The organism is Plantibacter sp. LMC-P-059a (assembly GCF_030209505.1).
In the GTDB taxonomy this organism is placed as follows: Bacteria; Actinomycetota; Actinomycetes; order Actinomycetales; family Microbacteriaceae; genus Plantibacter.
On sequence record NZ_JARVRZ010000005.1, the window covers coordinates 106,343 to 118,858 of the forward strand.

12 protein-coding genes are annotated in these 12,516 nt (G+C 69.3%); 5 read left to right on the plus strand and 7 right to left on the minus strand.

Annotated elements, in window-relative coordinates; translation table 11 throughout:
- Positions 1-37: 37 nt before the first annotated feature.
- The 3 genes from QRN27_RS12900 to QRN27_RS12910 are packed head-to-tail and all read right to left on the minus strand — an operon-like array spanning position 38 to position 3,025.
- Positions 38-1,015, minus strand: a complete 978-nt coding sequence (locus QRN27_RS12900; protein WP_285042568.1) for a carbohydrate ABC transporter permease — start codon at positions 1,013-1,015, stop codon at positions 38-40.
- Between the two features lie 7 nt (positions 1,016-1,022).
- Positions 1,023-1,991 (minus strand): ABC transporter permease, encoded by a 969-nt coding sequence (locus QRN27_RS12905; protein ID WP_285042569.1) that lies wholly within the window; start codon positions 1,989-1,991, stop codon positions 1,023-1,025.
- Positions 1,988-3,025 carry a LacI family DNA-binding transcriptional regulator gene (locus QRN27_RS12910; RefSeq protein WP_285042570.1) on the minus strand — a complete coding sequence of 346 codons (1,038 nt, stop codon included), beginning with the start codon at positions 3,023-3,025 and terminating at the stop codon, positions 1,988-1,990. Before QRN27_RS12910 ends, QRN27_RS12905 begins: the two co-directional genes overlap by 4 nt.
- A gap of 251 nt (positions 3,026-3,276) precedes the next feature.
- On the opposite strand from QRN27_RS12910, the gene QRN27_RS12915 reads away from it, so the two are divergent.
- From QRN27_RS12915 to QRN27_RS12925, 3 genes are all read left to right on the plus strand, one after another.
- Positions 3,277-4,113 carry an alpha/beta fold hydrolase gene (locus tag QRN27_RS12915; RefSeq protein WP_194670838.1) on the plus strand — a complete coding sequence of 279 codons (837 nt, stop codon included), beginning with the start codon at positions 3,277-3,279 and terminating at the stop codon, positions 4,111-4,113.
- 135 nt (positions 4,114-4,248) lie between these two features.
- Entirely contained in the window at positions 4,249-4,725 is a 477-nt protein-coding gene (locus QRN27_RS12920; RefSeq protein ID WP_285042571.1) for a transporter substrate-binding domain-containing protein, read from the plus strand.
- Complete coding sequence (locus QRN27_RS12925; protein WP_285042572.1) at positions 4,722-5,720, plus strand: cation diffusion facilitator family transporter; 999 nt, start codon at positions 4,722-4,724, stop codon at positions 5,718-5,720. The genes QRN27_RS12920 and QRN27_RS12925 overlap by 4 nt, the downstream gene beginning before the upstream one ends.
- Positions 5,721-5,736: 16 nt before the next feature.
- Here QRN27_RS12925 and QRN27_RS12930 read toward each other — a convergent pair whose 3' ends face one another.
- From QRN27_RS12930 to QRN27_RS12940, 3 genes are all read right to left on the minus strand, one after another.
- Positions 5,737-7,371: a sensor histidine kinase gene (locus tag QRN27_RS12930; RefSeq protein WP_285042573.1), complete on the minus strand. Its 1,635-nt coding sequence runs from the start codon at positions 7,369-7,371 to the stop codon at positions 5,737-5,739.
- 136 nt (positions 7,372-7,507) lie between these two features.
- Positions 7,508-8,596: a hypothetical protein gene (locus tag QRN27_RS12935; RefSeq protein ID WP_285042574.1), complete on the minus strand. Its 1,089-nt coding sequence runs from the start codon at positions 8,594-8,596 to the stop codon at positions 7,508-7,510.
- Between the two features lie 9 nt (positions 8,597-8,605).
- Entirely contained in the window at positions 8,606-9,553 is a 948-nt protein-coding gene (locus tag QRN27_RS12940; protein WP_285042575.1) for a GlxA family transcriptional regulator, read from the minus strand.
- A 126-nt stretch (positions 9,554-9,679) separates the two neighbouring features.
- On the opposite strand from QRN27_RS12940, the gene QRN27_RS12945 reads away from it, so the two are divergent.
- Positions 9,680-10,309: an isochorismatase family protein gene (locus QRN27_RS12945; protein ID WP_285042576.1), complete on the plus strand. Its 630-nt coding sequence runs from the start codon at positions 9,680-9,682 to the stop codon at positions 10,307-10,309.
- Positions 10,310-10,354: 45 nt separating this feature from the next.
- Positions 10,355-10,960 carry a hypothetical protein gene (locus QRN27_RS12950; protein ID WP_285042577.1) on the plus strand — a complete coding sequence of 202 codons (606 nt, stop codon included), beginning with the start codon at positions 10,355-10,357 and terminating at the stop codon, positions 10,958-10,960.
- A gap of 42 nt (positions 10,961-11,002) precedes the next feature.
- On the opposite strand, the gene QRN27_RS12955 is transcribed toward QRN27_RS12950, so the two are convergent.
- Entirely contained in the window at positions 11,003-12,505 is a 1,503-nt protein-coding gene (locus QRN27_RS12955) for an ABC transporter substrate-binding protein (RefSeq protein ID WP_285042578.1), read from the minus strand.
- Positions 12,506-12,516: the final 11 nt, after the last annotated feature.

Consider the following 12,516-nt stretch of genomic DNA (forward strand, 5'->3'; position numbering starts at 1 on the left):
CGCGGTGATCGGGCGGCGGATGTAGAGGCGCGCGGGATCAGCTCTTCACCGCGCCGAGGAGGGCGCCCTTGGTGAAGTGCTTCTGCATGAAGGGGAGGATGATCAGCAACGGGATGCTGGAGATCACGATCATCCCGTACTTGATCAGCTCACCGATGCGCTGCGCGGCGGCGTAGGAGTCGAGGCCGCCGGTGCCCCCTGCGGAGGTGACCTCGGACTGGATCAGCACGTTGCGGAGCACGAGCTGGAGCGGGTACTTGCTCTCGTCGTCGAGGTAGATGAGGGCGTCGAAGAAGGCGTTCCAGTTCGCGACGAGGTGGATCATGATCATCAGGAAGATGAGCGGCTTCGACAGCGGCAACACGATCTGCAGGAAGAACCGGAAGTCGTTCGCCCCGTCGAGCTGCGCGGCCTCGCGGAGCTCGGTCGGCACGTTGTTCTCGAAGAACGCCCTGGCGATGATGAGGTTCCAGACCCCCACCGCCCCTGGGAGCACGACGGCCCAGACGGTGTCGAGCATGCCGAGGTCGCGGACCACGAGGTACCGGGCGATGAGCCCGCCGTCGATGAACATCGTGATGATGAAGAACAGCATGAAGACGGTGCGGCCGTAGAGGTCCTTGCGCGACAGGGCGTAGGCGCCGCAGAGGATGCAGATCACGCTGATGGCCGTGCCGAGGACCGTGTAGAGGACGGAGTTCGCGAAGCCGCGCCAGATGGTCGCGTCCGCGAAGATCCGAGCGTAGCCCTCGACGGTGAACCCTTGCGGCCAGAGCCACACGTTGCCGTTGAGGATCTCCGCCGGTTCGCTGAACGACGCGATGACGATGAAGTACAGCGGGTAGATGATGGCGCAGATCGCGAGGACGAGGGTGCCGATCGCGACCACGTTGAAGAGCGGGTCGGCGAGGCGGCCTCGGCGGTCCGGCCGGGCAGGCGGCGGTCCGGGGCGGACGGGTGTCCGGACGGTGCGCCGTTCGGTCTGCTGGGGCGGGGTGGAGATCGTGTGCGTCATCGCGTCATCACCAAAGGCTCGATTGGCCTGCTCGCCTGGCGATCCAGTTGAACGTCAGGAGCAGGACCAGGTTGATCAGGGAGTTGAAGAGGCCGATCGCGGCCGAGTAGCTGAACTGCGCCTGTTGCAGCCCGGCCTTGTAGACGTAGGTCTGGATGACCTCGGACGTCGGCAGGTTGAGGTCGGTCTGCATGAGCAGGACCTTCTCGAACCCGAGGTTGAAGAGGTTGCCGATGGCGAGGATGAACAGGATGGTGATCACCGGGAGGATGCCGGGTATGTCGATGTGGCGGATCCGCTGCCACTTGTTGGCGCCGTCGACGCGCGCCGCCTCGTGCAGTGCGGGGTCGATCGCGGTCAACGCCGCCAGGTAGACGATCATCGAGAATCCGGCGTTCTGCCAGATGTCCGAGCCGATGTAGAGCGGACGGAACCAGTCGGGTGAGCCCATGAAGAAGATCGGTTCCCCGCCGAACGCCACGAGCGCATTGTTGACGATGCCGGCTCGAGGCGAGAACAGCAGGTGGATCATGCCGACGACGACCACCACGGAGATGAACGAGGGGGAGTAGAGCACGGTCTGCGTGAACTTCTTGAAGCGTTCGCTCTGCAGCTGGTTCACGATGAGCGCGAGGATGATCGGCACCGGGAATGCGATGAGTAGGCCGAGACCGTTGATCGTCAGCGTGTTGGCCAGCAGGCGTTCGAACTGGAACGACTCGATGAAGCGCGCGAAGTGCTCGAGTCCGACCCACCGGCTGCCGGCGAACCCGTCCGCCGGGTTGTAGTCGCGGAAGGCGATCTGCGCGCCGTACATCGGCCAGTACTTGAAGAGCAGCACGGAGATGGTCGCCGGCAGCAGTAATACGTATAACTGCCAACTTCGCAGCGCGCGTTTCAGATGCTCGCGAGGCCCTCGACGGGGCCTGACGAGACGTTGCTTCGTGCTGACACGGGGTGGTGATGCGGTGGTCATGATGGCACCTTCGCCTTCGACACGGATCCACGGGGGATCAATGAGCATTCGATCGGGGTTCTGCTGGGCTGATCGCCGCCTCCGGCGAGCAGGATCTCGAGGCCGGCGCGCGCCATCTGCTCATACGGCAGCTCGACGGTGGTCAATCCGGGGTCGAGGTAGGGCGCGATCATCTCGTGGTTGTCGAAGCCGACGATCGCGCAGTCGTCGGGGACCGAGAGGCCGAGGCGTTCGATGGCACGGTAGGCGCCCCAGGCGGTGCGGTCGTTGCCGCAGAAGATGGCCGTCGGTCGGTCCTCGGCGGCGAGCAGCGCGGTCGTGATCTCGAGACCGTCCTCGACGATGCCCGAACCGTGTCTGATCCACTCCGGCCGTTCGCCGATACCGGCCTCGGCGAGCGCTCGCCGGAACCCGGCCAGGCGGCCGATCCCGGCGGGCAGGTCGCTGTCGACGTCCTGGATGTTGATCATGGCGATCCGGGTGTGGTCCGCTTCGATGAGGTGGCGCGTCGCCGCGTATCCGCCGAGTTCCTCGTCGGGGAAGACGCTCGGAACGGTGCCGGCGCGGTCCTGCGCGTTGACGATGACGGTGGGGACCCCGTCGAGAGAGGCGGGCAGCTCGACGAGGCGGTGGTACATCGACGCGTAGACGACGCCCCGCACGCGGTACGACCGCATCATGTCGATCGCCGCTGCCTCGAGGTCGGGCTCGTTGTAGGTGTCGACGCTCAGGATCACGTTCCCGGTCTCCCAGGCTGCGAGCTGGGCACCCTTGAGGAGCTGGCCGGCGAAGGGTGCGCTGGCGACCTCGTCGGAGATGAAGCCGATCATGCCGGACTCGCCACTGCGCAGGGACTTCGCGAACGCGTTCGTGCGGTAGTCGAGGTCCTTCACAGCGTCGAGGACGCGGTTGCGGGTGGCCTCGGCGACCCGATTGCCCTCGACGTTGTTGAGGACCAGGGAGACCGTGGCCTGCGACACCCCGGCGCGCTCGGCGACCTGCCACATGGTGACCGTCTGCTTCCTGCGTGCCATGGTGTCCTCGTCATCGAGTCGGTTAATCGTATGACGCGATGCTATCCGCCCGGCGGAGGCTTGGCAAGCCCGCACCGATCCGACGGGGTCAGCACCTCGTCTCGACAGCTGTCGAGACATCAGGGCAGGGCCGGGCGTGGCTGCATCCGCGCGGATATCGTGAAGCGACTGCTCGTCCACCGGGGAGCGGGAACATCACTCATTCACTCGCCCCGAGCGGTTCGGGGTGGACTCGAACGCGGAGGTTGATCATGCCGTTTGTGACCACGGACGATGGCGCAGAAATCTACTACAAGGATTGGGGCTCCACCGACGCCCAGCCGATCGTGTTCCACCACGGTTGGCCCCTGTCGTCCGACGACTGGGACGCGCAGATGCTGTTCTTCCTGGCCGAGGGCTACCGGGTGATCGCGAGCGACCGCCGCGGGCACGGGCGTTCCTCGCAGATCGGCACCGGGCACGACATGGATCACTACGCCAGCGACGTCTCGGCCGTCGTCGAGCACCTCGACCTGCACGACGCGATCCACATCGGCCACTCGACCGGTGGCGGCCAGGTCGCCCGGTACGTCGCGAAGTACGGGCAGCCGCAGGGTCGGGTCGCGAAGGCGGTCCTCGTCTCCTCGGTGCCCCCGCTGATGGTCCAGACGGACGCGAACCCCGAGGGCACGCCGATCTCGGTCTTCGACGGGTTCCGCAGCGCCCTCGCCGCGAACCGCGCCGAGTTCTTCCAGGCCGTCGCCTCCGGCCCGTTCTACGGCTTCAACCGGGAGGGTGTGGAGCTGTCGGAGCCCGTCGTCGCCAACTGGTGGCGCCAGGGGATGACCGGCAGCGCGATCGCGCACTACGAGGGCATCAAGGCGTTCTCGGAGACGGACCAGACCGAGGACCTCAAGGCCATCACGGTGCCGGTCCTCGTCATGCAGGGTGACGACGACCAGGTCGTGCCCTACAAGGACGCGGCGCTCAAGCAGCACGAACTCCTGAGCGACTCCACCCTGAAGATCTACGAGGGCTTCCCGCACGGCATGCTCACGACGCACGCCGACGTGATCAACCCTGACCTCCTCGCGTTCATCAAGGCGTAATCGGGCGAGCGGTTCCAGGGGCATCCCGCGTGCGCGGGGTACCCCTGGTCGTCGTCGCGGGTCGGCCCCATACACCTCCTGCGCGCCGCGTGGAGGCGGGTGCGGACGGCACTGAACCTCGCTATCGTCTGCCGCATGAGGAACGCCCGCCTGAAATCGATCGCCGTCGTGTCGGCCATCCTGCTCCTGACCGGATGCGGCCTGCAGGTGCCGAAGGACCCCGAGGGCACGCTCGACCGGGTCACCGACGGGGTCATGCGGGTCGGGGTGACCGAGAACCCCCCGTGGGTGGAACTCGACGGCTCTGGTGAACCCGCAGGCTCCGAGCCGGCTCTGATCGCGCGGTTCGCCGACGAGCTCGGCGCGGAGATCGAATGGACCGACGGCAGCGAGACCGCGCTGCTCGAAGCGCTCGAGCGAGGCGAGCTGGACGTCGTGCTCGGCGGGTTCCGCGACGACACGCCATGGGTGGACCTCGGAGCGATCACGCGTCCGTACCGCGAGGTCGAGGGCGTCGACGGGATGGAGCGGCACGTGATGATCGTCCGCCTGGGGGAGAACGGGTTCCAAGTGGCCCTGGAACGGTTCCTCGACGAGGCGGAACGATCATGACCGCCCGGTTCGGCCACGCCGAGCTGCCGGAGGCGGAGGAACGCGCGCTCCGTGCGGCGATCCGGATCGAGTGGGCGACCCTCGCGTTCCTGGCCGTCGCGATCACCATGGTCTTCCTGGTGATGGGCAGTTCGCAGGCGATGAAGGCCGCGTGGATCGAAGACCTGCTCTCCCTGGCGCCGCCGATCGCGTTCCTCGTCGCGGTGCGGATCATCCGCCGCCCGCCGACGCCGAAGTACCCGTACGGCTTCCACCGGGCCGTCGGCGTCGCCCATCTGGTCGCGGGCGTGGCACTCTTCGCCATGGGGGCCTTCCTGACCATCGATTCCGTCTCTGGCCTCATCACCGCGGAGCACCCACCCATCGGCGCCGTCGTCCTGTTCGGCGAACCGGTCTGGCTCGGCTGGCTCATGATGGGCGTGATGGCCCTCACCATCCCCCTACCGATCGTCTTCGGCCGGATCAAGATGCGCCTGGCGCGTCAGCTCCACGACAAGGTGCTGTACGCCGACGCCGACATGAACAAGGCCGACTGGATGACCGCGGTCGGATCGATCGTCGGTGTCGCCGGGATCGGTCTCGGGTTCTGGTGGGCGGACTCGGCCGCAGCCCTGTTCATCGCGGCCAGCATCCTCTGGGACGGGGTGAAGAACCTGCGCGCGGCGATCACGGACCTCATGGACACGAGGGCGACCACCTTCGACGACGCGAAGCCCCACCCGGTCACCGGCCAGGTCGACGAGTACCTCCGGAGCCTGCCGTGGGCCGAGCAGGTCGGTTCGCGCGTCCGCGACCAGGGACACGTACTGCACATCGAATCGTTCGTCGTCCCGCGGAAGGGGCGGACACCGACGCTCCGTCAGCTCACCGAGGCGCGTGAGGGGTGCGTCGCCCTCGACTGGAAGGCCCAGGACCTCGTCATCGTCCTGACTGACGCCCTGCCGGAGGCCGTGGGTGGCTCCGACCGGAGCCGGGAGTCGGAGCGCCGGAGCTGAGCGACCCTCGGCCCGGTCACGCGGCCGCGTGACCGGCGACGGGGATCGTGAACGTCGCTTCGGTGCCGACGCCGGGCGTGCTCGCGAGGACGAGTGATCCGCCGTGCGCTTCGGCGATGGCCCGAGCGGCGTGCAGGCCGAGCCCGACCCCCTGGACGGCGCGCTCGTTCGCATACGGCGTTCGGTAGAACTTGTCGAAGGCCTGACGGAGTTCGTCCGCGGTCATCCCCACGCCGTCATCGGAGACGCGGAGCTGCACGGCGTGCTCCGCCCGGGTGAGCGTCACCTGGATCCGGCCGTCGGGGGAGAACTTCGCGGCGTTGACGACGAGCTCGGCGACCGCCCGGCGGACCTGGACGGCGTCCACAGCGGCGATGAACGGCCCGTCTGCGGAGAGCGTGACCGTCGCGTTCGGGGCCGTGGCTTGCGCAGCGGCGACGGCGTCCGCGGCGACGACGGCCAGGTCGACGTTGCTCCGCTGCAGCACCACGGTGCTGTCCGAGGCCGTCAGCAACTCCTGGACCCGCCGTTCCAACGCCTCGGCGTTCCTGCGGATGACGGCGAGCGCGGGCAGCAACTGCGGCGCGTCGACCTCGGCGTCGTCGGTGACGAGTTCGAGGTAGCCGTGGATGGACGTCAGCGGCGTGCGCAGCTCGTGCGAGACGGTGGTGAGGAACTCCTCACGGACGCTGACGGCGTTCGCGAGCTCGGTGACGTCGTGCGCCACCACGACCGTTCCGAGGAGTTCGCCGTCGGGGCGGACCACCCGGCTCGAGGTCGCGAGGATCGCGTGCTGCTCGCCGACCGGACCCAACCACTCCATGTGTCCGGCGATCTCCTCGCCGCGGAGCGCCCGCGGGATGATCTGCTCCTCGGCGGGGATGGTCGTCTTGCGGTCGGCGGCGAGGACGTGCGTGCCGGCGTACGGGGGCGTGTCGAGCCGGAAGCCGACGGCGGCGACCATGTCGGCCGCTCGCTGGTTCGACAGTCTGAGCTGGCCGTCAGGGGTGTAGAAGGCGACGCCCGCCTCGACGGTGTTGAGGATGGCGTCCGCCAGCGTCTCGGCGTCGAGTGCGCGGGCGAGCGACTCCTCCACCTCGGTGGCGTGTTGACGCACCGCGCGTTGTGTCCGCCGGAGTTGCCGAGCGCCGATGTTCACCGCGATGGCGATCCCGATGGTGAGGAACGGCAAGAGGAGCAGGCTCAGCCAGTCGAGCGGGGTGGTCGGGACGCGTCCTTCGACGATGAAGGGGAACGCGGCGATGAGCAGGGTGCCGGCGACGGCGACCACCATCATCCGCTGGGTGAAGCCGTAGGCCAGCCAGAGGATCGGGAAGACGCAGAGGAAGCTGACCGCCGGTGCGACGTGCACGAGCTCGGTGCGGAGGAACGCCACGGCGACGAGGTCGAGCAGGGCGATCCACGCCATGGTGTTGCTCGACCACCGTTCCCAGGGCACGAGCACCGCCAGCAGGGTGCTGAGCGCCGCAACCGACAGGCCGCCGAGGAACAGCGGCGTCCCGACGTGCTGGGGCAGCGCGAGGGCGATCGCGACGCCGACGAGGGCCGTCGCGACGGCGAACGGCAGCTGAGCGCGGAGGAAGACCCGGAGTCGGCCCGGCCGGGACGCCTCGTGTTCCAGGAGTGGCACGTCGCCTGCTTTCCGGGGTGATGGTGTGGATCGAAATCTACAGGGCGATCGGCAGCATCACGGCGCTGGGGCGCGAACCCGTCCGAGGGTTCTGGACCGCGGACACCTGGGGAGCGCGCTCAGCGGATGGGTGCCGTCACCGCGTCCGCGCGATGATCGCCTCGGCGACCGTCTGCGCACCGTCGCCGGAGTTCACCGTGTAGAACGTGTCACCGAGGGTGAAGGAGAGTGGGGAGCGCGGCCCGTCGCTGCGACGCGCGACGAGGGCTGATTCGCCGCCGACCGCACCCTCGAGGGTGATGGGCTCGACCGCCGCCGCGATGTCGGGCTGCGCTGCCAGCCCGTCGATGATCGCGGCGCCGCCGCGGACCACGAGGATGTCGGTGTAACCGAACCCCTCCGCGAAGAGTTCGCAGCTGAACGCGCCGACGCGTGCGCTCGCCGCATCCTCCAGGTCGACGATCGGCTGGGTGCGTGGATCGATGACCGCGTACGTCGTGGGGGTGTCGCCGTACTGGAGCGCCGCCGCGATGCCGGATTCGTCGAGCCCGCCGTCACAGGTGGCGTCGCCCTCCCGCGGTGCCAGCGCGGGCAAGGCGAGCTGGACCTTCGAAGCAGGCTCCACCGTCGTGAAGGTCGACTCGGCGGCTTCGGCGAGGTTGTCGAGGACCTCACCGGCTGGTGCGTCGTCGAAGCGGCTTCCGGTGCTGGTGAGTCCCGCGGCGGTGATGGACAGATCGACCCAGGCCTCGCCGACGGGCGCAGACACACGCCAACCGGTCTCGCCGGACGCGGTGGTCGCCTCGACGCCCGCGATCGTCCTCGTGTCCTCCGACGGGGTGTCGCCGGCGTAGGGCGGGGCCCAGACGTCCGCGGCGCCCGGCAGGATCTCGATCGAGAGATAGGCCCAGTCGCCGGCCCCATCGCCGATCGACTGCTGAGCGGTGCCCACCCGCCACGAGCAGGCGAGCCCACCGGCAGCGGTGAGGACGGCCCGGTCCACCGCGTCGGACGGCTGGACCGCTTCGACGACGTCGGCCGGTTCGGCGGCGAGGACGGCGGCGACGGTGTCGAGTGTCGCGAGGTCGTCGCACCCCAGGAGCTCGGTGGACGCCGCGGTGCTCGGAGCCGCCGTCGAGGCGCACGACGAAGCCGTCAACACGACCACCACCGCGATTCCCGCCCCGATGCCGAACGACCGTCTTCCCGTGCCCCTGATCCCCATGCGCCGAGACTATCGGTGGCGCGCGTCGAACCGGCGTCGATACCGCGACGGCGTGCTGTCGAACGCCGCGACGAAGTTCTGGCGGAACGTGACCGGGGTGAATCCGCAGGCCACGGCGACCTGGTCGACCGGGAGGTCGGTGGTCTCCAGGAGCCGTCTGGCCTCGTCGAGGCGACGCGCGCGGACCCACGCGGCCGGGGTCGTGCCGATCGTCGACCGGAAGGCGCGCACGAAGGACCGCCGGCTGAGGTGCGCCTCGGCGGCCAGGCGGTCGACGGTGAGTGGTTCATCGAGGTGGGTCGACGCCCAGGCCGTCGCCACCGCGATCGGATCCTGCGTCTCGGCCCGCGGCACCGGTCGCTCGATGAACTGTGCCTGGCCGCCCTCGCGGTGCGGGGCGACGACGAGGCTCCGGGCGACGCGGTTCGCCGCTTCCGCACCGAGCCGGGTGCGGACGAGGTGCAGGCAGGCGTCGAGACCGGAGGCGGTGCCGGCCGAGGTGAGGACGTCGCCGTGATCGACGTAGAGGGCGGTCGCGTCCACGGTCACCGCCGGGTGCCGCTCCGCCAGGTGCCCCGCGGCGTGCCAGTGGGTCGCCGCCGTCCGGCCGTCGAGGAGTCCGGCGTCGGCGACGGCGATCGCTCCGAGGCAGAGCCCGACGATCGTGGCGCCGCGTCCGTGGGCGTCGAGGACGGCTGCCCGGAGCTCCGGCGACACCGCGCTTCCGTCCTCCGTCCATGACGGGAGGACGACGATGTCCGCGTCGGTCATCGCCGACAACCCCCGGACGTCGGCGATCGTGTACCCCTCGGCGGTGCGGATCGACCCCGCTTGGTCGGCGACGAGGAACGACTCCCAGTCGGCGAGGCCCTGATGGCGGACCTCGTCGAACACCAGTTGCGGCACGGACAGGTGGAACATGGTGACGTCGTCGAAGGCGTGGATGGCGATGCGCATGGTCGGCTCCGATCTGGCCTGATCTCATCAGTATTGTGCATTCGTGCCAATGGTGTCGCCGTCGGGCCCGGGAGACGATGGACCGGTCGTCGTCCCGACGCCAGCACCGAACAGAGGAGACACCCCGTGAACACCAACCGCCGCGCCCTGGTCCTGGTCGACGTCCAGCAGGAGTACTTCGCGGGTCCGCTCGCGATCCAGTACCCGCCGCGCGACCGGTCCGTAGAACGGATCGGCGCGGCCATCGACGCCGCGACGGACGCCGGCCTCCCCGTCGCCGTCGTCCAGCACACCTCCGGAGCGGGCGCTCCCGTGTTCGACCCGGACACCGCCGCCTTCGAGCTGCACCCCGAGGTCGCGCGTCGCGTGCAGCCGTCCTGGAAGCCCGTCGTGAAGCAGTACGGCTCGGTCTTCGCCGGGACGGACCTCGAGGCCTGGCTCCGCGAGCAGGGCGCGGACACGGTGACCCTGGTCGGGTACATGACGAACAACTGCATCATCGCCTCCGCAGCGGCGGCCGAGGAGCTCGGTATCGCCGTCGAGGTGCTGTCCGACGCGACCGGCGCGATCGCGATCGAGAACACGGCCGGGTCGGCGACCGCCGAGACCGTCCACACGACGCTCATGGCCATCCTCGACTCGAACTTCGCCGCGGTCGCGACGACGGAGGCCTGGGCGCAGGCGCTGGCCGACGGGACGGCGCTGCCGAAGGACGACCTGGTCTCCTCGGCGACCCGTGGTGCGCAGCGCGGGTAGTCGCGGCGCTGGTGGGTTCGGTGCGTCGGATGACAGGATGGGTCGATGCGCTCGCACTCCGCCCGAACCCGGTTCCTCCCCGTCATCGTCGTGATCTCCGCACTCGCCCTCGGCGGATGCGCGTCCTCGCCGGGTGGTGCCGGAGCGGGTTCACCGACGGCGTCGGCCACCCCGACCGAGTCCGAGCCGCCGAGCACCCCCGTCGTGGAGACCACCCTGTCCGACGACATCGACGGGACGAAGGTGACTCCGCTCGCGATCGTGACCGACTTCCCGGCCCCCGAGGGGTCGACCGCTGGCATCCACCCGGTGCTCATCAAGGTGAAGCTCGAGGCGGGAGACGTCTACGGCGGCAGCGTCCACCCCTCGGTTGCGTCCATCACCCGTCGGAACGGCAACCTCGACTACATCACCCTCGGTCTCGGTAACCCGAAGGAGCTCGTGACGGCGATGTCCGCAGCCGGCTACACCCCGCTGCAGGCGGTTCCCGCCGGCAAGACCCAGACGGGGTGGATCGGCGCCTGGCTCTCAGACGAGGTCACGGAGTACGACCTCGTCTACAACCGCAACGAGGGCAAGGTGATCGGCGGCAGCAAGAACGGCGAGACCGTCCCGGCCAGCCGGTCGATCACCCCGCTCACGCCCCGGTAGTCCGAGCCGGCAGGAGAGCGAACGGCAGGACCGGTTCCCGGATCAGCCGGCGACCGCGACGTCCGAGAGGTCGAGGTTCTCGCTCACGAAGGCCGTGGGGAAGCCGGTCACGCCGTCGCGCACCACGGTGAGGGTGATCGCGGTGTAGAGCCAGTCGGCGGCGTGGTCGTTCGACACCAGGGCGGCGGCCTCCCGCAGCTTCGCGTCCGCCGTCGCGGGGTCGGTCGCCGTCCTCGCCTCGGCGGCCAGCGCCTGCACCCGTGGGTTGTCGTAGCCGTAGTAGTAGTCCGGGTCGGCCCAGTTCTGGAAGTCACGCGCCTCGACGTGGTTGACGAAGCTCAGCTCGTAGTCGTGGTTCGTGTAGACGTCGTTCAACCAGGTGGGGAACTCCACACTGTCGACGGTGAGGGTGACGCCGACGGCCGCGAACTGGGAGACCAGCACCTTGGACGCGGCGGTCCCGTAGTGGTTCGGGATGACGAGGGTGAGGGCGAGGTCCTCCTGCCCGGCTTCGGCGAGGAGCGCCTTCGCCCGATCGGGGTCGTAGCTGACCACCCCGGTGAGGTCCTCGTAGCCGGGGTCGAGCTCGGGGATGGGACCGTACTGTTCGACGGCGGCACCACCGACGGCCTCGACGATCGCGGCGTGGTCGATCGCCGTGCGGAGTGCCTCACGCACGCGGGGGTCGTCGAGCGGAGCACGCTGGTTGTTGAAGGCGAGGGTGTACTTGTCGGTCGTCTTGCCCTCGGTGACGGTGAAGCCCTCGGCCCGAGCGACCTGGTCCCGCAGGTTGGCGTCGAGGCCGATCTGCGCGTCGAGCTCGCCCGCGAGGGTCGCGTTGACGGCGGAGGCGGCGTCGGGGATGTAGCTGAAGACGACCTCCTGCACCTTCGGGGCATCGCCCCAGTACGCGTCGTTGCGCTCGAAGGTGATGCTGTCACCCTGCTTCCAGCTCTGCAGCGTGAACGGCCCGGTGCCGACGGCGGTCGTGGAACGGTCGTTCGTGGCGCCCTGGCTCAGGACGAGGCCCGCGCGGCCGGTGAGCGCCCACAGCAGGTCGGCGTCGGGCGAGCCGAGCTGCAACCGGACGGTGCCCTCGTCGACCGCGGTGATGCTCTCGACCTGCTCCAGCGCGAGGTGGTCGACGAACGAGGCATCCTGCTGCACCTGGGTGAGCGAGTCGACGACGTCCGCGGCGGTGAGCGGTGCGCCGTCGTGGAAGGTGACGCCGTCGCGCAGGACGAAGGTGTAGGTGAGGCCGTCGGCGCTGATCTCGTGGCTCGACGCGAGGGTGTCGACGATCCGGCTGTCAGCGGTGCGGGACACGAGCCCCTGGTAGACGTTGTCGATGAGGATCTGCTCGAGCGCGGCACCGGAGGTCGTGCGGATGTCGAGGTCGGACGGTTCGAGCACGAGGCCGACCCTGAGGGTGGCGTCGGCGTCGGGGGTCGGCGCTGCCGAGGGACCGGCGCACCCGGTGAGGACGAGGGCGGCGACGGCGATCGCGGCGGTGAGGAGCTGACGACGCAGTCGGTGTTGGGGCATGGGGAACATTC

Bases quoted from the DNA above. Each gene is read 5' to 3' on its own strand.
- QRN27_RS12900 (WP_285042568.1), bottom strand. From the start codon at position 1,015: ATGACGCACACGATCTCCACCCCGCCCCAGCAGACCGAACGGCGCACC.
- QRN27_RS12905 (WP_285042569.1), bottom strand. From the start codon at position 1,991: ATGACCACCGCATCACCACCCCGTGTCAGCACGAAGCAACGTCTCGTC.
- QRN27_RS12910 (WP_285042570.1), bottom strand. From the start codon at position 3,025: ATGGCACGCAGGAAGCAGACGGTCACCATGTGGCAGGTCGCCGAGCGC.
- QRN27_RS12915 (WP_194670838.1), top strand. From the start codon at position 3,277: ATGCCGTTTGTGACCACGGACGATGGCGCAGAAATCTACTACAAGGAT.
- QRN27_RS12920 (WP_285042571.1), top strand. From the start codon at position 4,249: ATGAGGAACGCCCGCCTGAAATCGATCGCCGTCGTGTCGGCCATCCTG.
- QRN27_RS12925 (WP_285042572.1), top strand. From the start codon at position 4,722: ATGACCGCCCGGTTCGGCCACGCCGAGCTGCCGGAGGCGGAGGAACGC.
- QRN27_RS12935 (WP_285042574.1), bottom strand. From the start codon at position 8,596: ATGGGGATCAGGGGCACGGGAAGACGGTCGTTCGGCATCGGGGCGGGA.
- QRN27_RS12940 (WP_285042575.1), bottom strand. From the start codon at position 9,553: ATGCGCATCGCCATCCACGCCTTCGACGACGTCACCATGTTCCACCTG.
- QRN27_RS12950 (WP_285042577.1), top strand. From the start codon at position 10,355: ATGCGCTCGCACTCCGCCCGAACCCGGTTCCTCCCCGTCATCGTCGTG.
- QRN27_RS12955 (WP_285042578.1), bottom strand. From the start codon at position 12,505: ATGCCCCAACACCGACTGCGTCGTCAGCTCCTCACCGCCGCGATCGCC.